Raw genomic sequence first — 21,738 nt, 5'->3', positions numbered from 1 at the left:
CGTACCGATTTTTATTGTTGTTTCAAGCCCGGCTGTCTTTGCGAGTCCGGATTGCCCGGACCAAAAAACTGGCGCTTGATGCCGTGTGCTGACGTGGCCAGCCGGCTTTTTTTCACTGTTGATAGCGCTTGTTGCACCTACCATTACCCGATGAAATTAATTATTGCTCTAAAGGATCAGGAAGTCAAAAGATATGTCAGCATATCCTTAATACTTGTTTGTAAATTGTTGATTTAATTGGATAAATCATCAAATTTTTCCTCGATTTCAATGAACCTTTATAGACCTTTTAAACCATCATACGACAATTCGCCAGCGCGTGCCGATGCCGGCCGTGGCGCTGCCGCAGCCGGCGCCATGGCGGCCGCTCGCCGGTGAGGCTGGCCATCTTGCGCTAAGATGCCTGCATGTCTGATGGCCCTGCGCGCCGCGCGTGCGCGTGCGCGAGCCAGCATTTTTATCGTCACCCTATAAGGAACACCCATGATGACCCCCCAATTGCGCGCGATCGTCCGCGGCATGCCGAAGGCCGAACTGCATATCCATATCGAAGGCTCGCTGGAGCCGGAATTGATTTTCGCACTGGCGGCGCGCAATGGCGTGCCGCTTGGCTATGAATCGGTGGAACACTTGCGCAGCGCCTATGCTTTTACGGATTTACAATCTTTTCTCGACATTTATTACGCTGGCGCAAGCGTGCTCTTGAAAGAGCAGGATTTCTACGACATGACGCAAGCCTACCTGCAGCGCGCCGAGGCCGATAACGTCTTGCACACGGAAATTTTCTTCGACCCGCAAACCCACACGGCGCGCGGCGTGGCCATGGCCGACGTGATCAACGGCATCCACCGCGCCTGCCAGGACAGCCCTGTCAGCGCGGCCCTGATCCTGTGCTTCCTGCGCCACCTGAGCGAGGAAGAAGCGTTCGAGACCCTGGAAGACGCCTTGCCGCACTGCGACAAATTCATCGGCATCGGCCTCGATTCGTCGGAAGTGGGCAACCCGCCCGAGAAATTCTCGCGCGTGTTCGCCCGTTGCCGCGAGCTGGGCTTGCACCTGGTGGCCCACGCGGGCGAGGAAGGCCCGCCAGCCTACATCCGCACGGCGCTCGACGACTTGCAGGTCGAACGCATCGACCATGGCGTGCGCTGCCTGGAAGACGCGGAACTGACGGCCCGTTTGGCGCGCGAACAGATCGCCCTGACGGTGTGCCCGCTGTCGAACACCAAGCTGCGCGTATTCGACCAGATGCATGACCATAACCTGGTGCAGCTGCTCGACGCCGGCCTGCTGGTGACGGTGAACTCGGACGACCCTGCATACTTCGGCGGCTACATGAACGACAATTTCGACGCCATCTTCGACGCCTTGCCGCTAGGCCTGTCCCACGCGCAACGCCTGGCGCGCAACGGTTTTATTGCCGCCTTCCTGCCGCAGGCACAGAAAGACGCCTTCCTCGCCACCGTCGACGCGTATTTCGCCCAGCACGCGGCCGCCCACGGCATCGCGCAATAACGCATCACAACTCGCATAAAGACCCGCCGCCCATGCTCCGCCTCTCCCTGAAAATGACCGGCCGCGACTGGCGCGCCGGGCAACTGCGTTTCCTGCTTGTCGCGCTGATCGTCGCCGTGGCGGCCCTGTCGGCCGTCGGTTTCTTCGTCGATCGCCTGCGCGCGGGCCTGAACCGCGACGCGCACCAGCTGCTGGGGGCCGACCTGGTCATCAGCGCCGACCAGCCCGTCAATGCCGTCTGGCGCGCCGAAGCGCAGAAGCGCGGCTTCATCCTGGCCGACACGGTGACGTTTCCCAGCATGGCGCAGGCGGGCGAGGGCGAGCAATCGCTGTCGCAGCTGGCGTCCATCAAGGCCGTCTCGCCCGGCTACCCGCAGCGGGGCAAGCTGAAAATCACGACCACACTGAGCGAAGCGCAGGATGCCGTGGGACGGCCAACCGACCAGGTGCCGGCGCCCGGCACCCTGTGGGTCGATGCGGCGATCCTGTCCAGCCTGAACGCGAAGCTGGGCGACACCCTGACCCTGGGCGACAAGGCATTTACCGTCACGCAACTGATCGCCAGTGAACCGGACCGCGGCGCCTCCTTTTTGAACTTCGCCCCGCGCGTGATGCTGCCCTTGGGAGACCTGGCCGCCACGGCGCTGGTGCAGAACGGCTCGCGCGTATCGTACCGGCTGCTGCTGTCGGCGCCGCCCGCCAAGGCGGCCGAGCTTGCGCAATATCAAGCCTGGCTGGAGAGCCAGATCAAGACGCAGGCCATCAAAGGTGTGCGCATCGAATCGCTGGAATCGGGCAGCCCGCAGATGCAATCGACCCTGGACCGCGCCGACCGTTTCCTGTCGCTCGTCGGCTTGCTGTCGGCCATGCTGGCGGCCGTCGCCGTGGCCATGGCCGCGCGCCGCTTCATGCTGCGCCACCTGGACGCCTGCGCCATGCTGCGCTGCCTGGGCTTGACGCAAAACCAGGTCACGGCCATGTACGTGATCGAGTTTTTACTGGTGGGCCTGGCCGGCAGCGTGGTCGGCGTGGCTGTCGGTTTCGGCGGCCACCTGGTGCTGCTCGAGTTGTTGGGCAAGCTGGTGCAGAGCGACTTGCCGCCCGTTTCCATGCTGCCCGCCTTGCAAGGCGTGGCCACCGGCATGCTGCTCTTGCTGGGCTTTGCCCTGCCGCCGATTTTGCAGTTGCGCAATGTCCCGCACAACCGCGTGATCCGCCGCGAGCAGGAGCCGCCGCAGGCGCTGGCCGTGGCCACGTATGGCCTCGGTATCGCCGCCTTCGTCGTGCTGCTCTTGTGGCAGGCGGGCGACGTGAAACTGGCGCTGCTGACGGCGGCCGGCTTCCTCGGCGGCTTCGCACTGTTCGCACTGGCCGGCTGGCTGGGCATCAAGTCGCTGAAAACCTTGCGCGGCGCCTTCAATCACCAGGGCTGGCGCTTTGCCGTCACGTCCTTGCAGCGCCGCCCGGGCGCCACCGTCATCCAGGTGGTGTCGCTGGCCCTGGGCCTGATGGCCTTGCTGCTGCTGACGGTGGTGCGCGGCGACTTGATGGTGGCCTGGCGCAACGCCACGCCGCCCGATGCGCCGAACCGTTTCATGATCAATATCCTGCCCGAACAAAAAGAGCCGATTGCCGCGCGCCTGGTCCAGGCGGGCGTGGCCAATGCGCCCTTGTATCCGATGATACGTGGGCGCCTGGTGGCCGTGAACGGCAACGCCATCACGGAAAGCACCTACGAGGACGACCGCGCCAAGGGTCTGGCCGACCGCGAATTCAACCTGTCGACGATGGCCACCATGCAGGAAGAAAACAAGCTGGTCGCCGGAAAGTGGTTCGCCAATGCCCCCGGCGCGCCAGCCGAGGCGTCGGTGGAAGAGGGAATCGCCAAGACATTGAAGCTGAAACTGGGCGACAAGCTGCGCTTCGACATCGCCGGCCAGCCCGTGGAAGCGGCCATCACGAGTTTGCGCAAGCTGGAGTGGGGTTCGATGCGTGTCAATTTCTTTGTCATCATCAATCCGGCCGCCATGGCGGACACGCCGCAGACGTGGATCACGGCGTTTCACTTGCCACCCGCGCAGGCGGACCTGGGGAATGCTCTGCTGCGCGACTACCCGAACCTGACGGTGGTCGACGTGGGCGGCGTATTGAAACAGATCCAGGGCGTGCTGGACCAGGTGGTAACGGCCGTCGAATTCCTGTTCGCGTTTACTTTGGCCTCGGGCTTGCTGGTGCTGTATGCGGCCCTGATGGGCTCGCAAGACGAGCGCACGCGCGAAGCGGGATTGCTGCGCGCGCTGGGCGCCACGCGGCGCCAGCTGGCGCAGGCGCAGCTGATCGAGTTCTCGCTAGTCGGCGCCCTGGCCGGCTTGCTGGCCGCATCGGGCGCGGCGGCCATGGGCTGGGCCCTGGCGACGTACCAGTTCAAGTTCGCCTGGAGCTTCGCGCCCGGCGTGTGGGCGTTCGGCCTGCTGGCCGGCGCCCTGTGCGCGATCGCCGGCGGCTGGCTGGGGCTGCGCAATGTCTTGAAACATCCGCCGCTGCAAACTTTGCGCGAAGGCTAAGCACTCACGCTGTCGCCCGCGCCCGCGCGCAAAAATTGCGCATAGGACATGACCGGTTGCCCCAGCTGGTGCGCCGGCACGTCGAACAGGGCCCAGAAATACGTTACGCGGCCCAGGCAGATGGTGGGCGCGGCGCAGTAGCGGAACCAGTTCTCGCCGATCTGCGCCGCGTACATGCCGTCGCTGTCGGCGTCCGAAAAATAGGGAATCACGCGCATTTCCAGCAGGGCCAGCAACAGGGATGCCGGCGCGTCGCTGTCGCGAGCCATTTCGTACTGCGTGTGCAGGCTGCGTTCCGTCTCGATGATCATCAGCTTGGCGTGGCCGTCGCGCGTGAAGAACAGGATGCCGCTGGGATTGGGGAAAATATAGTATTCAACAAAACCATGGCGCTGGCACAGCTCGTGCACGACGGCGGCCAGCGCCTCGTCTTGCAGGAAAGTGTAGTCGTGTAGCATCAGCAAGTCGCGCACGGTGTCCGATTGCTGCAGGAAGAACTCGCGCTGCAGGGCCACGATTTCCTGCTCCAGGATGTCGAGCGCATCATCGTCGCTTTTCTTGATGTAGCGGTCGATCAAGCCCCGGTTGAAGGCCGTCACGGCCACCTTTTCATCGGCCGCGCCCGTAAATAAAATCTTCTTGCATGGCAAGTCGCGCACTGCCTGGCAAAATTCCAGGCCATTCATCTGCGGCATCGAATAATCGACCACCAGCACGGAGGGCACGGCAAAGCGCTGCGCCTGGCCGCTGATGCGCCAGATGCGTTCGATGTCGAGCGCCACGTTGCACTGGTCGGGCGGCAGATTCTGCGTGTCGAAGTTGACGTGCAGCGGCGTCTCGCCCGGCTGCGCGCTCTGGCGCAGCCACTGCAGTGCGCTGCTCGTGTCGTGGAAAGTCTTGCGCGCCAGGCCGGGATCGAGCTGGAACGCCAGGCTTTTCAGGAAGGAATCGCTGTCGTCGATCAATACGGTCAGGGTAGGATGGGTGTAGACGGGCAGTTGCATGCGTCACCTCGCGCGGTGGATGGATGGAAAACGGTTGTGCGTGGACACGGGCAGGGGCTGGGGAAATTCCAGCACGAAGATGGCGTAGGCGCCTTCGCGCGCGACGCAGCGGATGCGCGCTTGCCAGGCTTGCATGATTTGCCGGCACAGGGCCAGGCCGATACCGCTGCCATTGTGCGAGGGATACGAATAGAAACGGTCGAAGATCAGCGGCAGGCGGCTGGTGGCGATCCCGCAGCCCGTGTCGATGAACAGCAGGCGCGGTACGGGATGGGTGCCATCGATGATGATGCGCACTCGCCCCTTGCCCGCGCGGTGGATGCTTTTCAAGGCATTGCGCAGCAGGTTCAGCAGGATCACCACGCACAGTTCCGACTGGCCGGGAAACGTGAAATCGGCACGCACGTCGACCTTGACGATGTCGCGCTGGGCCGTGCTGGTAAACGGATAGCGGCGCAGCACGGCCGCCACGCTGTCGTGCATGGCCACGGCTTCGTTCGCTTCGAGCTTGCGGTTGACGGCGCTGGCGCTGAGCAGGAACAGATCGATCATGTGGTGCATGTGGCGCACTTCGAACTGGATGCGCGCCAGTGCTTCCAGGCTGGCCGCGTCGGGCGGCTGGCCTTGCAGGTTGCGCTGCAGCCCGCGCACGTTCGCCTCGACGCTGACGAGGGGCGTGCGCAATTCGTGCGCCACGCTGCCAAGTCCGGCCGCCAGCCCTGCCAGTTTCTCTTGCGCGCCCACATTGCGCCCCACCTTGACCACGGACAGCACGACAATCGTGAACCAGTGCACGGGCAATTGCCGCAAGACGTCGCCGCTGAGCAGAAAGGCGGGATCGCCGGCCACGGCAAACGCCAGGCAGGCCAGCAGGGTGCCGCTCAGGTAGGCCAGCATGGCGATGCGCGTATCGAAGTGAAACAGCACGACGAGGGCCACCAGCAGCGAATGGGCCCACATGGTCGAGGCGTGGTTCATCAGGAACATGTACGTGAAGAAAAACGGCAGTTCGAAGGTCAGCCCCAGGAACAGGTAGACGCTGAACCAGGTATTGCTGAAGCGGCCGGGCCACAGCGCGGGCAGGAACAGCAGCGCCGCCACGCTGCGCAGCAGCGGCGATTCGTATTCTTGCGGAAAGAAATAATGCCACAGCGCGTAGTACAGGGGCATGCCCAGCGCACCGATGAGTGCGAGGGTGCGCACCTGGGCGCGCCGCACAGGCGTGTGTTCGATGGCGTCGTGGAAATGCAGGAAAGGCTGGAGCAGCTTGCCTTGCCATCGTTTTCCGGAAGGGGACTGCGCGTGCATCATGGTCAGGGGGGCGTGTTCGTTGAGGCGTGTCAATGCAACATGATCGGCGGGTTCACTCTGTATTAGCAGGATATCGGCATAACTGTTGAGCTGTATCAAACTCTTGCCGGATGGCTCGCGCATGTTGGACGCGGTAGTTCCCTCGCAACCAATCAGGAGTTCCTATGTTAAACGCCATTTCCCCCCTGTCGTCCCGCGCCGTCCGCGCCGAACAACTGATGCCTGCTTTCGTGCGTGCGCGCATGGATGAACATTACGTCGAGCGTATCGAGAAGCTGCTTGGCGGCCAGCACTTGCATGAATGGCAAGCCATGCCGGCCAGTGCGGTCATGCTGGCGGGTAATGATTACCTGAATATCGCCGGCGAGGCGGCGCTGCTGGCGGCCCAGGCGCGCGTCTTGCAGGGCGGCGGCGCCATGCTGATGTCGTCCGTGTTCCTGCAGGAGGGCAGCCGCCAGCACCGGCTGGAACAAAAATTCGCGGACTATCTTGGCAGCGAAGCGTGCGTGCTGGCGCAGTCGGGCTGGGCCGCCAACGTGGGTTTGCTGCAAAGCCTGGCCGGACCCGGCATCCCCGTGTACCTCGACATGCAGGCGCACGCTTCGCTGTGGGAGGGCGTGCAATCGGCGCAAGCCGTGCCCGTCGCCTTCCTGCACAACGATGGCGCCCACCTGCAGCGCCAGCTCGACAAGCATGGCCCCGGCATCATCGTCGTCGATGCCCTGTACAGCACGAATGGCAGCGTGGCGCCGTTGCTCGAGATGGTGGAAATCGCCGAACGCAGCGGCAGCATGCTGATCGTCGACGAGTCGCACTCGCTGGGCACGCACGGCCCGCAGGGCGCAGGGCTGGTGGTGGAGCTGGGCCTGGCCGAGCGCGTGCATTTCCGCACGGCGTCCTTGGCCAAGGCGTTTGCGGGCCGGGCCGGGTTGATCACCTGTTCGGCCCGTTTCAAGGGATATTTCCTGTCCGCCTCGCGGCCCGCCATCTTCAGTTCCTGCCTGCTTGAACACGAGCTGGCGTGGTTCGATGCGGCGCTCGACTTCATCCGCGCCGCCGATAGCCGCCGCGCTGCCCTGCGGCGCCACAGCGTGCAGTTGCGGCATGGGCTGATGGAGCTCGGCTACAACGTCAGCGACGGCACCGAGCAGATCATCGCGCTGGAAGCTGGCAGCGAACCCGATACCTTGATCCTGCGCAAGGCGCTGGAACGGCACGGCATCTACGGCGCCGTGTTCTGTGCGCCGGCCACGCCGAAAAACCGTTCGTTGGTGCGCCTGACCCTGAATGCGGGCTTGCGCGAGGACGAGTGCGCGCGGGTGCTGGCTGCCTGCGCCGCCATCCGCGACGAGACGGGTATGGCGCGCTGGCCATCGACGCGGCGCCTGCGCAAGCTGGCGCTGGTATAAATCTCAGGCTTGGCCGGGCTGGTTGCCGGCAATGCCGCTCAATAGCAGGGACAGGGGCGCCAGCTGTTCCGCGCTGGCATTGCCCAGCAATTCTTGGCCCAGCGCCTGCGCCGTCGTATTCGCGTGCGCCAGCAATTCCAGTCCCGCGGCCGTGATGGCGGCGTAGCCGACGCGGGCATCGCGCGCATCGGCCTGGCGCGCCACCAGGCCGATTTTTTCCAGCGGCATCAGCGAGCGCGTGATGCCGGATGCCGTCAGCGCCAGGCGCTCGGCCAGGTCGATGCGGCGCAGGCGTCCGCCCGGAGCGCGCTGCAAGTGGTACAGCAATTGATAATCGCCAAAGCTCAAGCCATGCAGATTGCCCAGGGTGCTGTCGAAGCGGCGCACCAGCATGGCTTGGGCGCGCGCCAGGCGCAGGCAAAAGTCCAGCGCGCTGCCGCCGTCCGGCGGCGGGGGAGTGAGATCGGTCATGGCGTCCTTTTGATTTGCTGCCGAGTGCGTGATTGCGTGAGTGCGCAAGTGTAAAGCATGGCCGCTCAGTAGCGTGATTGCCCCTGCTCCAGCAGTTGCGCCTGGTGCAGCGCCAGCAGGGCGTCCAGTTCTGCGTCCGCATTGAAATCGGGATCGGCCGATGGATTGACGGTGTCGATGATGTCGAAGCGAAAAGCCGCTTCGCCGTCGCGCCGCCAGTCCGCCTGCAGGCGTGCATTGCGGTGCATGCCCAGCGTGAGTTCGAAGCGGTGGCGGTTCAGCGCGCCGGGGGCGTTGCGGCTGCGCTCGAGCAGGGTGCACCCGCTGGGAAGATGGCGCAGCGCGATGATGCCCAGCGCGGGCGCTTGTTGCCGGTAAGCTGCTTTCAAGGCGGCTTGCTGTGTTTTATCCATGGTGAGACTTCCTCAAGGTTGGGTGACGTAATCGGTGCTTGCGATGCGCGCAATATCCGTGAACAGGGCGGCGGCGATGGCGGCGGCCAGCAGCAGGGCGCCGCAGGCGCAGAACAGCTCGCCCACGCTCAGATGGCGCAGCAGCGCGCCCGTGGCCGCCGCCGACAGGGGCGCCAAACCCAGGAAGATGCCCATGAACAGCGCCATCGCCCGGCCCAGCATGGCGAGCGCCACGCGCCGCTGTATCCAGGTAAAGATGGCCACCTGCACATAGCCGCCCAGCATTCCCGTGACGGCCAGCAAGGCCGCGCCCTGCCAGGCGGTATCGATTTGCCCCAGCGCCATTAACAGCATGGCGACGATGGCGTCGACGGCCAGCAGGGTGGCGCCGAAGCGGCGGCGCAGACAGGCGCCGCCCAGGCTGGACGCCAGCATGCCGGCCAGGGTGCCGGCGCCATGCGCGCCCATCAGCAAACCGAGCGCCGGAGCGCCGTGCAGGCGCTCGCTGGCCAGTACGGGCAAGGCCACTTGCAGCGGACCCATGACGAAGAACGCCACCACGGCCCAGTAGGCATAGCAGCTGCGCAAGGCCATGTCGCGCCACACCATGGCCAGGCCCGCCGCCATGTCGCGCCACATGCCCTGCGCCGTGGCGGCCGCCAGTGGCCGAAGGCTGACTTGCCGCAAGGTCCAGGCCGAGAACAGGAACGTCAGCGCATCGATGGCAAAGGCGGCGGCCAGCGCCGCCATGCCGGTTTTCTGCCCGCCATCGTGGGCGCCGAGCACGAGCGCCGCCAGTAGGGGGCCGGCCAGCAAGGACAGCTGGCGCGCGCCCATCTGCAGGCTGTTGGCCGTTTGCAGTGTTTGCTGTGGCACGGCTTGCGGCAGGATGGCCGTGCCGGCGGGGATGGCGAAGGCGGACGCGATGCCCAGCGCCAGCGCGGCCGCATACGCGAGCGTCACACTGGCGTGGTCCAGCATCAGCAGGCCGGCCAGCGCGAGCAGGATGGCGGCGTTCGCATATTTGCTCAGCAGCAGCACGCGCCGGGGCGAGTAACGGTCGGCGATGGTGCCGCCCAACAAGATGAGCACGGCGCGCGGCGCGCCCATCAGGGCCACGGCGATGCCCAGGCTGAGGCTATCGTTTGTCAGGCTCAGCACGAGCCAGGGCAGGGCCAGCATGCTGAACTGGTCGCCCAGCATGGACACGAGGCCGCCACCGAGCAGCCAGCGGAAGTTGGTATTGCGTAGCAAAGGAGGTTGTACGGTGGTTGACATGCTGTTTTTGTCTTTGGTTAAAAATTGCATAGTATTTGATAAAAGCTTGATTAGTCAAGTATATTGCCATTTATTGTGGCAAAGGGTGCTGGCGCCGCATGAGGCACCAGCGCTTGCGCTATCATGGCGGCCATGACTGATACCACTGCCCCCACCCTGTACGAGACCATCGGCGGCGCCCCTGTGCTGCGCGAAATGGTCGACCGTTTTTATGACTTGATGGAGCTCGAGCACGAGTTCGCCGGCATCCGCGTCATGCATCCGCCATCGACGGACGGCTCGCGCGACAAGCTGTATTTCTTCCTGACGGGCTGGATGGGCGGACCGGACTTGTATATCGAGAAATTCGGCCACCCGCGCCTGCGCGCCCGTCACTTGCCCTATGCGATTGGCACCAGCGAGCGCGACCAGTGGCTGCGCGCCATGGCGTGGGCCATGGAAGACACGGGCATCGAAGAGTCCTTGCGCGTGCGCCTGATGGAATCGTTCTATCAGACGGCCGACTGGATGCGCAACAAACCTGACTGATCCCATGAGCCCAATCGAGTTTTACAGCCTGCTGGGCGCCGCCATCGTCGCCATCGTCCTGTTGCTATTGATCTTGCTGCGCCCGCGTGGCGCGGCCGGCGATGGCGCCACCACCCTGGCCCTGGTGCAGCAGCACCAGCAGCAAAGCCTGGAACGCATCGACCGGGTCGAGCGCGAAGTGCGGCTGCAGCTGCAGGCCTCGGCGCAGGCCACGCGCCAGGACCTGGCGGCCGGCCTGGCGCAATTCCAGGCGGCCACCCTGCAGCAGCTCGATAGCCTGCGCACGCAGATGCAGGCGCAGGGCAAGGTCGGGCGCGAAGAACAGGCGCAAAGCCTGGCGCGCTTTGCCGACAGCACCAATCAAACTTTGGCGCAGCTGACGGAATCGAATGCGCAGCGCATGCTGGAAGTGCGCGCCACGCTCGAGAACAAGATCCGTGACTTGCAGGCCGACAATGGTGCGCGCCTGGAAGAGATGCGCAAGACGGTCGACGAGAAACTGCACGCCACCCTGGAAACGCGCCTCAGTGCGTCGTTCCAGCAAGTGTCGGAGCGGCTGGAAAAAGTCCACCAGGGCCTCGGTGAAATGCAGCAGCTGGCGCTGGGCGTGGGCGATTTGAAGCGGGTGCTCACCAACGTCAAGACGCGTGGCACTTGGGGCGAAGTGCAGCTGGAAATGCTGCTGGAGCAGGTACTTACTGTCGACCAGTACGCGAAAAACGTGGAAACGGTGCCGGGCAGCGGCGCGCGCGTGGAATTCGCCTTGAAACTGCCGGGCATGGTCGAGGGCGGACCGCCCGTGTGGATGCCCATCGATGCAAAATTCCCCAAGGAACAATACGAGCGCCTGGTCGAAGCTGCAGAGCGGGCCGATGCGGACGGTGTGGCCCTGGCCGGCCGCGAACTGGAGCGGGCCGTGCGCGGTGAAGCGAAAACCATCGCCGAGAAATACCTGGCACCGCCGCTAACGACCGACTTTGCCATCCTGTTCCTGCCCACCGAGGGCCTGTATGCGGAAGTGCTGCGCCGCCCGGGACTGGCGGACGAATTGCAGCGCGTGCACCGGGTCAGCATTGCGGGGCCATCCACTTTGACGGCCTTGCTCAACAGCCTGCAGATGGGTTTCCGCACCCTGGCGCTGGAAAAACGCTCGTCCGAAGTGTGGCAGGTGCTGGGCGCCGTCAAGACGGAGTTCGGCAAGTTCGGCGAGGTGCTGTCGCAAACCCGGCTGACCCTGGAAAAAGCGGCGAAGAATATCGAAAGCGCGGAAGTGCGCAGCCGGCAGATGGCGCGCAAGCTGAAATCCGTGGAAGCCTTGCCGGGCGAGGCGGCCGCCTTGCTGCTGGGTAAGACGGACGGCGAATAGCGCCGCCTTGCTCGCCGCAACGGCCGGCTAAGTCTGCTGGTCTTGCTGTTCCTGCGCCATCTGGCGGTTGACGATGTCAGCGGTGATACTGCCTGGCGCATTGAGTTCGCGCTGCGCCAGCGCGCGCATGGCGTCATTCGCCAGGCCGGCCAGCAAGGCGGCGCACAGTGCGTCCGCCTCGGCGGCTTGTCCCTGGCCGCGCAGTATGGCAGCGGCGATCCGCACGTCTTTTACCAGATTCATCAGTTCCGCCGCCAGCCGCGGCGGCGTGCGCGGCGCAGGAAACAGGGGCAGGCTGGCGGCCAGCTCATTGACCATATCGAGGTGCTCCAGCGGGGCGCGGTGATAGCGCTCCGCCAGCGCGAAATTGCCTGACTCGACGACGGCTGGCAGGGCCTGCCAGGCGTACTGGCGCGCCAGTTCGGGGGCGCATGTGTCCAGCCGGGCGAACAGGTCGGCGGTGGAACGGGCATCGCCCAGCGTGTCGTTCATCTCGGCGATGAGAGAGAAGCGCAACCTGCCGCCAAACGTGTTGTCTGACAGCAGCAGCTGGATTTGCGCATCACGCTCCGCCTGGAGGGCGGCGTACGCAGGCGCGTAAGCCTCGGCCAAAAACTTCCACTCCAGCATGATCATGAAATAGCTCGACCTTGCCGGATTCAGGGTTTGGCCGGCGTCGGCGAACAGCTCTTGCAGCAGTTGTAGCGCTTCCGCGTGCCGGCCCTCGTTGCGCAGTGCAATGAGGCGTGTCGAACGGCTATCGATGTCGGGCATGGCGATCCTTGTCTGGAATGCACCATAGTAACAAGTCCCCACCCGGCTGGCTACGCCTCAGACGGCAGGCTTGCCGGTACGGCGTTTTCTCGCGCCGTAGGCCATCAGCGCCAGTCCCGCCAGCAGCATGGCCCAGGTTTGCGGTTCCGGTACGGCTGGCAAGACTGTCGGGCCGATGGGCGGCAAGGTTGGCAGGATCACGGTGGGCGGCACGATGATGCTGCTGCCCTGGTCCGGCGGCAGGCCACCACCTCCGCCACTTCCACCGCCGATGCCGGCCGGCGGCGTGATGCCGCCGACGGTACGCACAAAATCGAAGGGCAGGAAAGGAATGCTAGCCACCTCGGGCGGCATGGCGCCGCCCGTGAAGGAGCCGCCGCGCAAGGCGTCGGGATTGTCGATCAGGGGTACGCCTGCCGCTTCCGGTGCGGCCGGTGCGGCGGCAACGGGCGCTGCGCCGCCGGGTGCGGCGCCTGCCGCCGGCGGCGCCGATGCGGGCGCCTGCGTGATGCGGCTGACATTGCGGCAAATCGTCGGCACGAGGATGCACTGGCCCTGCACGCAATACACGAGTCCCCGTTCCTGCATCTGTGCGCTCCAGCCCGCACGCGTGACATTGCGGCAGACGCGGCCCGGGCCGAAATGCATGTCGCTGATGCGCGCGTTGTAATTGCCCTTGCCGCGGATGGCGTCGCGGCTGATCACCACGATTTCATCGTACTGGCGCGCGCGCATGCGCTCCTTCAATTGTTCGCGCACGGGCGGCGCGATATCCGTATAGCGGTCCACGGCTGCGACCACGTCACCCATGAACGGATCGACACCGGGACGATTCCAGTTGCAGTTATCCAGCACATTGGCGCGCACGGTGCCTTTCGCGTAGGCGGTCAAGGGCACCAGGGACAAGGTAGCAAGCAGGCATGCCGCACCCAGCAAGCTGGCTCCCGCGATCCAAGAGCTGTGTCTCATTGTTGTTCCTCGTGAAAACAATATCAAAATTGAACTTTTTGTGTGAGTTCGAATGTTATCACCGAAGAAACTTCAATATCAACTAATAAATAAAATTATTACAATTAGTGTTGTGTTTATTGATTTGTTTTAACTAGAAATGATTAATATTTTTATCTCGACAGGGGAACGTCGGCCGTGCAGGGGAATTGATTGCAATGGGGAAATGCAAACGGCCCGCGCAGGGCGGGCCGTTGAGGACGAAGAAAGGAGGAGGGAGTGGCTGCTTACATCAGCCCATGGAACAGCACGACGTCGACGAGGTCGCCGGCGGCCACGTGGCCTTGCGCTTCATGCAGCACGATCATGCAATTGGCTTGCGTCATCGAGCGCAGGATGCCCGAACCTTGCGCGCCCGTCACGCGCACGTGCTGGCGCCCGTCCGCGCCACGTTCGACGATGCCGCGCTGGTATTCCGTGCGGCCCCGTTTCTTGCGGATAGGCGCTTGCGCCTCCACCTGCAGCAGGGGCAGGGCGGCCGTGTCCGCATCGGCGCCCATCAGGCGCAGCAGGGTGGGGCGGGCGAGGAAATAAAACGCCGCCATCACGGCCACGGGATTGCCGGGCAGGCCCAGCAGCAATGCTGTGTCGCCCTCGCTGGCAATCCGGCCGAAGGCCATGGGGCGGCCCGGGCGCATGTTGATGTGCCAGAAGGCCACTTCACCGAGGCGCGCGAGGATCTCGCGCGTAAAATCGGCCGCGCCGCTGGACACGCCGCCCGAGGTGATGATGACGTCAGCCTTGGCGCAGGCGCCGCGCAAGGCCGCTTCCAGTGCTGGCGGATTGTCCTTGACGATGCCCATGTCGAGCACTTCGCAGCCCAAACGGCTCAGCATGCCCAGCAGGGTATAGCGGTTGCTGTCGTAGATGCAGCCCGCGTCGAGCGCTTCGCCGATCGAGCGCAATTCGTCGCCGGTGGAAAAGAAGGCCACGCGCAGCCGTCGGCGCACGGGCACCGTGGCGATGCCAAGCGAGGCCAGCAGTCCCAGTTCGGCCGGTCCGAGTAGCTTGCCCTGCAGCAGGGCCGGCTGGCCCTGCATCAAGTCTTCGCCCTTGAAGCGGCGGTTGTCGCCAGGGCGGATGCAGTCCGGCGCGACGGTGATGCTGTGCTCGCTGGTTTGCTGTACCAGTTCCTGCGGCACCACGCTGTCGCAGCCGTCCGGCATGACGGCGCCCGTCATGATGCGCGCGCATTGCCCGCGCTGCACGGTGACCGTACCCGGCCGGCCGGCCAGGATGGTGTCGACCATGGCCAGGGTCAACGGCACGCTGCCACCGAGGTCGGCCCCGTGCAGCGCATAGCCATCCATGGCGGAGTTGTCGTGCGCGGGCACGCTGATGGGCGAGATGATGTCGGCCGCCAGGATGCGCTCGAACGCTTGCGGCAGGGGCAGTTCCTCGATCTCGGCGACGGGCACGGTGTCGGCCAGGATGGCTTGCGCCATCGGTACGCTCAATCCCTGCGCCTGCAGGGCGGCCAGCTCGTCCGGGGTATTGATGTTGCCGAACGCGGCGCCGTCCTCGAACAGTACCTCGGCCAGTCTCAATGGACCATGCCAGGTGCGCATGCGGCGCTCGCCGCCGCGCAGATAAGAGTCTAACTGGGGCAGGGCCGAGGTTTTCACCAGGCAAAAGACGGGGTGCGGGCGGCGCACGGCCGAGCCCGTCGCTGGGTCGATTTCCTCGGTGACGGCGATGGCCAGATCGGCATCGTTGTCGATCAAACCGGCCGCCAGGCGCGTTGCCAGATTGGGCGGCAGCAGGGGCGAATCGCACGGCACGGTGAGCAGATACGGCGTGCCGGCGTGCCGCATGCCGCTGTGCAGGCCGGCCAGGGGCCCCAGCTGGCCCGGCAGCGCATCGGGCCACACCGGCAGGCCGAAGCGCGCGTAATCGCCGGCATCCGCGTGGACACTGATGGCCAGCTGGCCCACTTGCGGCGCCAGGCGTTGCAGCACGTGGCGGGCCAGGGGCTGGCCATGCAGGGGCAGCATGCCCTTGTCGCGCTGGCCCATGCGCGTGCCGAGGCCGCCGGCCAGGATCAGGCCGGTAATGTCGTGTTTGTTGATCATGTCAGGTAGGAAAATTGGTGCATGCGCCATGGTAGCAGCGCGGGGCCTGCGCCGCCCCGGATTCAGCCGCCGATGTACGACATTTCCACTTTCTTTTTACCGTGCTCAAGTGCGCCGCCCGTCAAGTCCGTCTGGCTGGTGCGCAATTGCGAATAGCGGTCGCCGCGGCCGCGCCACAGCTGCGCCACGGCCGAGGAAATTTCCGCATCGCTGCGGCCGCCGCGCAGCAGGCTGCGCAAGTCGTGGCCGCTGCTGGCGAACAGACACGTGTACAGCTTGCCCTCGGTCGAGAGGCGGGCGCGGCTGCAGTCGGCGCAGAATGCTTGCGTGACGCTGGAAATGAGGCCGATTTCGCCGCCGCCATCCGCATAGCGCCAGCGCGCCGCCGTCTCGCCCGTGTAGTTCGGGTTAATCGGCAGCAAGGGCATGTGTGAGGCTATGCGGCGCACGACTTCGGCCGAAGGGATGACTTCCTGCAAGTTCCAGCCGTTCGAGGCGCCCACGTCCATGTATTCGATGAAGCGCAGGATGTAGGGCGTATCCTTGAAGTGGCGCGCCATGGGCACGATTTCCTGCTCGTTCATGCCGGCCTTGACGACCATGTTGATCTTGATGGGGCCCAAGCCCGCCGCGTGTGCCGCATCGATGCCGTGCAGCACGTCGGCGACGGCGAAATCGACGTCGTTCATGCGCTTGAAGGTGGTGTCGTCGAGCGAGTCGAGCGACACGGTGACCCGGTTCAGGCCCGCATCCTTGAGCGCCTGCGCTTTTCTGGCCAGCAAGGAACCGTTGGTGGTCAGGGTCAGGTCCAGCGGCTGGCCCGACGGCGTGCGCAGTTCGGCCAGCATGGCGATGAGCTTTTCGATATTCTTGCGCAGCAGCGGCTCGCCCCCCGTCAGGCGGATTTTTTCCACGCCGTGTTCAACGAACAGGCGCGCCACGCGCGTGATCTCCTCGAACGACAGCAAGTCCGTGTGCGGCAGGTAGACGTGGTTCTTGTCGAACACGTCTTTCGGCATGCAGTACACGCAACGGAAATTGCAGCGGTCGGTAATCGAGATGCGCAAGTCGTGCAGGGGCCGGCCCAGGCTGTCGGCCACGTTGCCGGTGGGACTTTCCAGCCGGGCGGGGATCGCCGGTGCCCCATTGCGGGCTTCGGCGAGGTAGATAATCTTGTCAGCCATGAAAGGTAATGCCACTTACGTAAAATCGGTCAAGGCAGATACGATAGCACGAGGCCGAAGATGGCACAGGCGAGCAGCAATTTGATGGTGCCTACTTGAAACTTGATCAGCGCCACGCCGGCTGCCAGCGCGATGATGACCGCTATCCAATCCCACTGCGGCAGCGGGTTTTCTTGCCAGAAGACGTGGCGGCCAAAGAACAGGGCCAGGCTGGCGATGACGCCGACCACGGCCGCCGAGATGGCCGTCAACGGCGCACTCAGGCGCAAATTGCCGCGCGACGCTTCCACGAGCGGCGCGCCGGCCAGGATGAAGATGAACGAGGGCAGAAAAGTAAACCAGCTGGCGACGAGCGCGCCGCACACGCCCGCCAGCCACAGCTGCCCGCCCGTCACGGCATGGCTCCAGCCGCCGACAAAACCGATGAAGGCGACGATCATGATCAGGGGGCCGGGCGTCGTTTCGCCCAGCGCCAGGCCATCCATCATTTGCGCGCTCGTGATCCAGTGGTAGTGGTCGGCGGCGCCCTGCACCAGGTAGGGCAGCACGGCATACGCGCCGCCAAAAGTCAGCAGGGCCGCCTTGCTGAAGAACACGCCCATCTGCGCCAGCGGCTGGTCCGCCCCGCCCGCCAGCGCCAGGCCCAGCCAGGCGAGGAAGGCCAGCGCCAGGCCCACGGCAGCCGTGCCAAGCAGGCGCAGCCAGCGGAAGCGCGCGTGGTCCGGCGTGGGCGTCTCGTCATCGATCAGGGCGGCGCCGTAGCGGGCCGCGCCGCCGTGCGACGCGCCGTTGGCATGGAAGTGGCCCGGCAGCCAGCGCCCGCCCGCCATGCCGAGCAGCGCGGCGGCGAGCACGATCAGCGGAAATGGCAGCTGTAGCGCGGCGATGGCGACAAATGCGGCCGCCGCGATGGCGATCAGGGCAGGGCTGCGCAAGGTGCGCCGGCCCAGGCGCCAGGCGGCCGCCAGCACGATGGCGACGACGGCCGGCTTGATACCGTACAGGACGCCGGCGATGGCGCCCACGTGGCCATACGCCATGTAGAGCCAGGACAGGACGATCAGCACCAGCAGCGAGGGCAGCAAAAACAGCAGGCCCGCCACCAGCGCGCCGCGCGTGCGGTGCATCAGCCAGCCGATGTAGATGGCCAGTTGGGTCGCTTCCGGCCCCGGCAGCAGCATGCAGTAGTTCAGGGCGTGCAGGAAACGCTGCTCGGAAATCCAGCGCCGCTTTTCCACCAGTTCCGCATGCATCATGGCGATTTGCCCGGCCGGGCCGCCAAAGCTGACGCAGCCCAGCTTGAGCCAGTACCAGAAGGCGCTGCGCAGGCTGACGGGGGCGGGAGGCAGATTGGCGTTCTCGTGCATGGCGGGTGGATGGCAGCAAAAAAATGGACATAAAAAAGGGGAAGCCTGAGCTTCCCCTTTCATCATTGGCGGCTGGGCGAACCCGGCGCGCTTATGGACGTTGCGTGTTGACCTGGATCAACGGCTCATCCGATTGCGGCGGCAATGGCTTGCGTTCGCGCGGCTTGCGTACCGGAGCGACTGCTTTGGCGGCCGCTTCCTGCGCCAGGCGCAGCTTTTCCGGATCGGTGGCAGCCAGGGTCAGGCCGGCCGAGCCGAGCACCGCGCTCAAGTCCAGCGGCGCTGCCACAGGGGCTGGCGCCGGAGCAGGAGCAACGACAGGTGCCGGTGCCGGGGCAGCGGCAGGTGCAGGAGCCATTTCGGCAACCACCGGGGCAGCTTCCACCACGGCAGGCGCCGCTTCGATGACTGGCGCTGCTGCTGGCGCTTCTTCAGCCACGGCCACGGTTTCCACGACAGCAACCGCTTCCACGACTGGCGCCGCTTCGACGATGACTTCCGCTGGAGCAGGCGCAGGCGCAGCTTCCGCTTTCTCGGCAAAGCTGTACTCGGCAGCTGGTGCCGGTTCGGCAGCGGCTGGTTCAGCTTGCGCCGCAGCAACGACGGCTTCGACAGGGGCTGGTGGCACGATCACTTCAGCCGCTGGTGCAGCTTCCTCAACCTTGGCTACTTCCACCACTTCCACGACTTCAGCCACGACGGCTGGGGTAGCTTCGGCAGCAGCTTCCACTGGCGCGGCGACGGCGACGACAGCGGCGGCAGCCACGACGGCGACTGGAGCCGCATCCGTTGCAGCTTCCGGCGCCGGAGCGACCGTAAAGCTGATTACCGGCGCGTCCTGGCCTTCGTTGTCACCGTTTGCCGATTCGATCAGCTCGCCCGTTTCGCGGTCGCGGCGGTTGCGGTTGCGGCCGCCACGACGACGGCGGCGGCGCGGTTCTTCGCCTTCCACGTCGTTTTCCGTCTCTTCGCCTTCAGGGCCGGCATTTGCCGGCGCTTTCAGCAGGTTTGCCGGTGCGGCGTCGGATTCAGGGCCGTTTGACGGCACGACGACGTTGACTGCGCTGGCGGTGGCGCCAACCAGTGCCAGCTCTTCAGCTTTCACTTCAGCAACAACAGCCTTGTCGGCGCGTGGTTCGCGGCCTTCGCGTGGCTGGCGTGGCGGACGTTCGGCGCGCTCTGGACGTTCCGCGCGCTCCGGACGCTCGGCGCGTTCAGGGCGTTCACCGCGTTCGCGTGGTGCTGCTGCCGTATCGCCGTTCTCGCGCGCTTCACGCGGTTCGCGTGGCGGACGCGGTGGACGTGGCGGACGGGCCGCTTTTTCCAGTGCTTCCGCTTCTTTCGCTGCATCGTCCTGGGCTGGACGGCCCTGGCCCGGTTCGCGTTCTTCGCGGCCTGGCTTGCCGTTGCGGCCACGGCCACGCGGGCCACGGCTGTTGCGGTCGCCACGGTCGGCGCCGGCCGGCTTGGCTGGGGCGACAGGGGCAGGTGCTGGCGCCACCGGTGCCGGAGCGCCGGTGAAGAAGCTGATGATCTTGGCGATCAGGCCCTGTGGTGCGGCAGGCGCGGCCACTGGAGCCGGTTTCGCTTCGACGGGCTTGCGCTCGACCAGCGGTGCAGGCTGGTCAGGGGTGATCGTCTTGACGACGGCTTCCTGGCGCGGCTTGGCTTCTTCCTTCTGGCGCTTGCTGTAAGCCATGTCGGTTTCAGCGCTTTCAGCCAGGTTGTAGCTGGCCTGGCTATCTTCCAGACGCGGATCGTCGTGCTTGATGCGTTCCAGCTTGTAGTGCGGCGTTTCCAGATGCTTGTTCGGGATCAGGATCACGGCGATGCGGTGGCGGTTCTCGATCTTCAGTACTTCGCCGCGCTTTTCGTTGAGCAGGAAGGCGCCCACGTCCACGGGCACTTGCACGTGGATGGTGGCCGAGTTTTCCTTCATCGCCTCTTCCTGGATGATGCGCAGCACCTGCAGGGCGGACGATTCCGTATCGCGGATGTGGCCGGTGCCGGAGCAGCGCGGGCACGTCACGTGCGAACCTTCGGACAGCGAAGGGCGCAGGCGCTGGCGCGACAGTTCCATCAGGCCGAAGCGCGAAATCTTGCCCATTTGTACGCGGGCACGGTCATGGTGCAGCGCGTCTTTCAGGCGCTGTTCCACTTCGCGCTGGTTCTTCGCCACTTCCATGTCGATGAAGTCGATGACGATCAAGCCGCCCAAGTCGCGCAAGCGCAGCTGGCGCGCCACTTCTTCGGCCGCTTCGCAGTTGGTGTTGAAGGCTGTCGTCTCGATGTCCGAGCCGCGCGTGGCGCGGGCCGAGTTGACGTCGACGGAGACCAGCGCTTCGGTATGGTCGATCACGATGGCGCCGCCCGATGGCAGCGGCACGGTGCGGCTGTACGCCGTTTCGATCTGGTGTTCGATCTGGAAGCGCGAGAACAGCGGCACGTCGTCACTGTAGCGTTTTACGCGGTGCACCATGTCGGGCATCACGTGGCTCATGAACTGGTGCGCCTGGTCGTAGATCTCGTCGGTGTCGATCAGGATCTCGCCGATGTCGGGCTGGAAGTAGTCGCGGATGGCGCGGATGACGAGCGACGATTCCTGGTAGATCAGGAAAGCGCCGTTGGCCGACTTGCCGGCGCCTTCGATGGCGCGCCACAGTTGCATCAGGTAATTCAAGTCCCATTGCAGTTCATCGACGTTGCGGCCGATGCCTGCCGTGCGGGCAATCACGGACATGCCAGCTGGCAAGTCCAGTTTATCCATGGTTTCGCGCAATTCCTGGCGCTCTTCACCTTCCACGCGGCGCGATACGCCACCGCCACGCGGGTTGTTCGGCATCAATACCAGGTAACGGCCGGCCAAAGAAACAAACGAGGTCAGGGCGGCGCCCTTGTTGCCGCGCTCTTCCTTTTCAACCTGGACCATGATTTCCTGGCCTTCGCGCAGCGCTTCCTTGACGGAAGCGTTACGCACGTCGACGCCTTCGCGGAAATACGTGCGGGCAACTTCCTTGAAAGGCAGGAAGCCGTGGCGGTCTTCGCCATAGCTGACGAAGCACGCTTCGAGCGATGGCTCGATGCGCGTGATCACGCCCTTGTAGATGTTGGATTTGCGCTGTTCGCGCCCGGCTGTCTCGATATCGATGTCGATCAGTTTTTGTCCGTCGACAATCGCTACGCGCAGTTCTTCTTGCTGCGTGGCATTAAACAACATGCGTTTCATTTTTATAACTCCGCGACCCGTAGGCCATCTCAAAGCCGCTTCCGGGGAAGCGGCGAAGTACAGGGATATATGCGAGAACGGGAGTGCTGGCGGGGGAAATGCCCAGGCGTGCGGAGCAACAACGCGTACGAGGTATACGTTACGGCCGCAACAGGCGCGGTGAGGTCGATCGTCATGCCGAGTGCACAGGACACTTGCAACTCATCTGAAACAGCCCGGATGAGAATGAACTGCATCGGGGACAGAGA

The 21,738-nt window shown here is 64.8% G+C and carries 16 protein-coding genes; 5 read left to right on the top strand and 11 right to left on the bottom strand.

What is annotated here, in order from left to right:
• The first annotated feature begins 483 nt into the window (after positions 1-483).
• Positions 484-1,515, top strand: a complete 1,032-nt coding sequence (locus tag GYK42_RS19740; protein WP_166448877.1) for an adenosine deaminase — start codon at positions 484-486, stop codon at positions 1,513-1,515.
• A gap of 32 nt (positions 1,516-1,547) precedes the next feature.
• Entirely contained in the window at positions 1,548-4,079 is a 2,532-nt protein-coding gene (locus GYK42_RS19735) for an ABC transporter permease (RefSeq protein WP_166448876.1), read from the top strand.
• Here the strand turns inward: GYK42_RS19735 and GYK42_RS19730 are convergent.
• Positions 4,076-5,083: a response regulator gene (locus GYK42_RS19730; protein ID WP_166448875.1), complete on the bottom strand. Its 1,008-nt coding sequence runs from the start codon at positions 5,081-5,083 to the stop codon at positions 4,076-4,078. The genes GYK42_RS19735 and GYK42_RS19730 overlap by 4 nt on opposite strands.
• A gap of 3 nt (positions 5,084-5,086) precedes the next feature.
• Entirely contained in the window at positions 5,087-6,517 is a 1,431-nt protein-coding gene (locus GYK42_RS19725) for a sensor histidine kinase (RefSeq protein WP_240943673.1), read from the bottom strand.
• A 41-nt stretch (positions 6,518-6,558) separates the two neighbouring features.
• On the opposite strand from GYK42_RS19725, the gene cqsA reads away from it, so the two are divergent.
• Positions 6,559-7,803: an alpha-hydroxyketone-type quorum-sensing autoinducer synthase gene (gene cqsA / locus GYK42_RS19720; RefSeq protein WP_166448874.1), complete on the top strand. Its 1,245-nt coding sequence runs from the start codon at positions 6,559-6,561 to the stop codon at positions 7,801-7,803.
• Positions 7,804-7,806: 3 nt separating this feature from the next.
• Here cqsA and GYK42_RS19715 read toward each other — a convergent pair whose 3' ends face one another.
• From GYK42_RS19715 to GYK42_RS19705, 3 genes are all read right to left on the bottom strand, one after another.
• Entirely contained in the window at positions 7,807-8,274 is a 468-nt protein-coding gene (locus GYK42_RS19715; protein ID WP_166448873.1) for a MarR family winged helix-turn-helix transcriptional regulator, read from the bottom strand.
• A gap of 65 nt (positions 8,275-8,339) precedes the next feature.
• Complete coding sequence (locus tag GYK42_RS19710; protein WP_166448872.1) at positions 8,340-8,687, bottom strand: GIY-YIG nuclease family protein; 348 nt, start codon at positions 8,685-8,687, stop codon at positions 8,340-8,342.
• A gap of 12 nt (positions 8,688-8,699) precedes the next feature.
• Positions 8,700-9,965: an MFS transporter gene (locus tag GYK42_RS19705; protein ID WP_166448871.1), complete on the bottom strand. Its 1,266-nt coding sequence runs from the start codon at positions 9,963-9,965 to the stop codon at positions 8,700-8,702.
• Between the two features lie 132 nt (positions 9,966-10,097).
• On the opposite strand from GYK42_RS19705, the gene GYK42_RS19700 reads away from it, so the two are divergent.
• The gene (locus GYK42_RS19700; RefSeq protein WP_046686268.1) at positions 10,098-10,493 is read left to right on the top strand and encodes a group II truncated hemoglobin; all 396 of its coding nucleotides are present in this window, start codon (positions 10,098-10,100) and stop codon (positions 10,491-10,493) included.
• A gap of 4 nt (positions 10,494-10,497) precedes the next feature.
• Positions 10,498-11,859: a DNA recombination protein RmuC gene (gene rmuC, locus GYK42_RS19695; RefSeq protein WP_166448870.1), complete on the top strand. Its 1,362-nt coding sequence runs from the start codon at positions 10,498-10,500 to the stop codon at positions 11,857-11,859.
• 27 nt (positions 11,860-11,886) lie between these two features.
• Here the strand turns inward: rmuC and GYK42_RS19690 are convergent, their stop codons facing one another.
• The 6 genes from GYK42_RS19690 to GYK42_RS19665 form a co-directional block, all read right to left on the bottom strand.
• Complete coding sequence (locus GYK42_RS19690; RefSeq protein WP_166448869.1) at positions 11,887-12,633, bottom strand: hypothetical protein; 747 nt, start codon at positions 12,631-12,633, stop codon at positions 11,887-11,889.
• A gap of 57 nt (positions 12,634-12,690) precedes the next feature.
• Positions 12,691-13,602: an MHFG family PEP-CTERM protein gene (locus GYK42_RS19685; RefSeq protein ID WP_166448868.1), complete on the bottom strand. Its 912-nt coding sequence runs from the start codon at positions 13,600-13,602 to the stop codon at positions 12,691-12,693.
• A gap of 266 nt (positions 13,603-13,868) precedes the next feature.
• Positions 13,869-15,713 carry a molybdopterin molybdotransferase MoeA gene (gene moeA / locus GYK42_RS19680; RefSeq protein ID WP_240943672.1) on the bottom strand — a complete coding sequence of 615 codons (1,845 nt, stop codon included), beginning with the start codon at positions 15,711-15,713 and terminating at the stop codon, positions 13,869-13,871.
• Between the two features lie 62 nt (positions 15,714-15,775).
• Positions 15,776-16,897 carry a GTP 3',8-cyclase MoaA gene (gene moaA / locus GYK42_RS19675; protein WP_166448866.1) on the bottom strand — a complete coding sequence of 374 codons (1,122 nt, stop codon included), beginning with the start codon at positions 16,895-16,897 and terminating at the stop codon, positions 15,776-15,778.
• Between the two features lie 29 nt (positions 16,898-16,926).
• Positions 16,927-18,264, bottom strand: coding sequence for a chromate efflux transporter (gene chrA / locus GYK42_RS19670; protein WP_166448865.1), 1,338 nt, complete (start codon positions 18,262-18,264; stop codon positions 16,927-16,929).
• A gap of 91 nt (positions 18,265-18,355) precedes the next feature.
• A complete protein-coding gene (locus GYK42_RS19665; RefSeq protein WP_166448864.1) occupies positions 18,356-21,490 on the bottom strand; it encodes an Rne/Rng family ribonuclease in 3,135 nt (1,044 codons plus the stop codon).
• Positions 21,491-21,738: the final 248 nt, after the last annotated feature.

The organism is Janthinobacterium lividum (genome assembly GCF_011601275.1).
Taxonomy (GTDB): Bacteria; Pseudomonadota; Gammaproteobacteria; order Burkholderiales; family Burkholderiaceae_D; genus Janthinobacterium; species Janthinobacterium lividum_E.
This window is presented reverse-complemented; position numbering and strand designations above follow the sequence as displayed.